The following is a 312-nucleotide window of genomic DNA, read 5'->3' as shown; positions in this document are numbered from 1 at the left end:
TATCGGTCTCTCAGGAGTATTTAGCCTTAGCGGATGGTCCCGCCAAATTCAGACAGGGTTTCACGTGCCCCGCCCTACTCAGGATACCACTATCTATTACATTTATTACCCATACGGGGCTATCACCCTCTACGGCGTCACTTTCCAGTAACTTCCGGTTCTGCATGCATAAAATGTCGTGGTCCTACAACCCCAGCATTGCCGTAACAACACTGGTTTGGGCTAATCCGCGTTCGCTCGCCACTACTTACGGAATCACTTTTGTTTTCTTCTCCTCCGCCTACTTAGATGTTTCAGTTCAGCGGGTTTGCC

1 rRNA gene is annotated in these 312 nt (G+C 49.7%); it reads right to left on the bottom strand.

What is annotated here, in order from left to right:
* Positions 1 to 312: ribosomal RNA gene (locus tag FLAPXU55_RS01710) — 23S ribosomal RNA — on the bottom strand; the annotation flags it as partial.

The organism is Flavobacterium panici (assembly GCF_903819335.1).
Classification (GTDB): Bacteria; Bacteroidota; Bacteroidia; order Flavobacteriales; family Flavobacteriaceae; genus Flavobacterium; species Flavobacterium panici.
The sequence above is the reverse complement of the archived record's forward strand: the minus strand, read 5'-3'. Positions and strand labels throughout refer to the sequence as shown.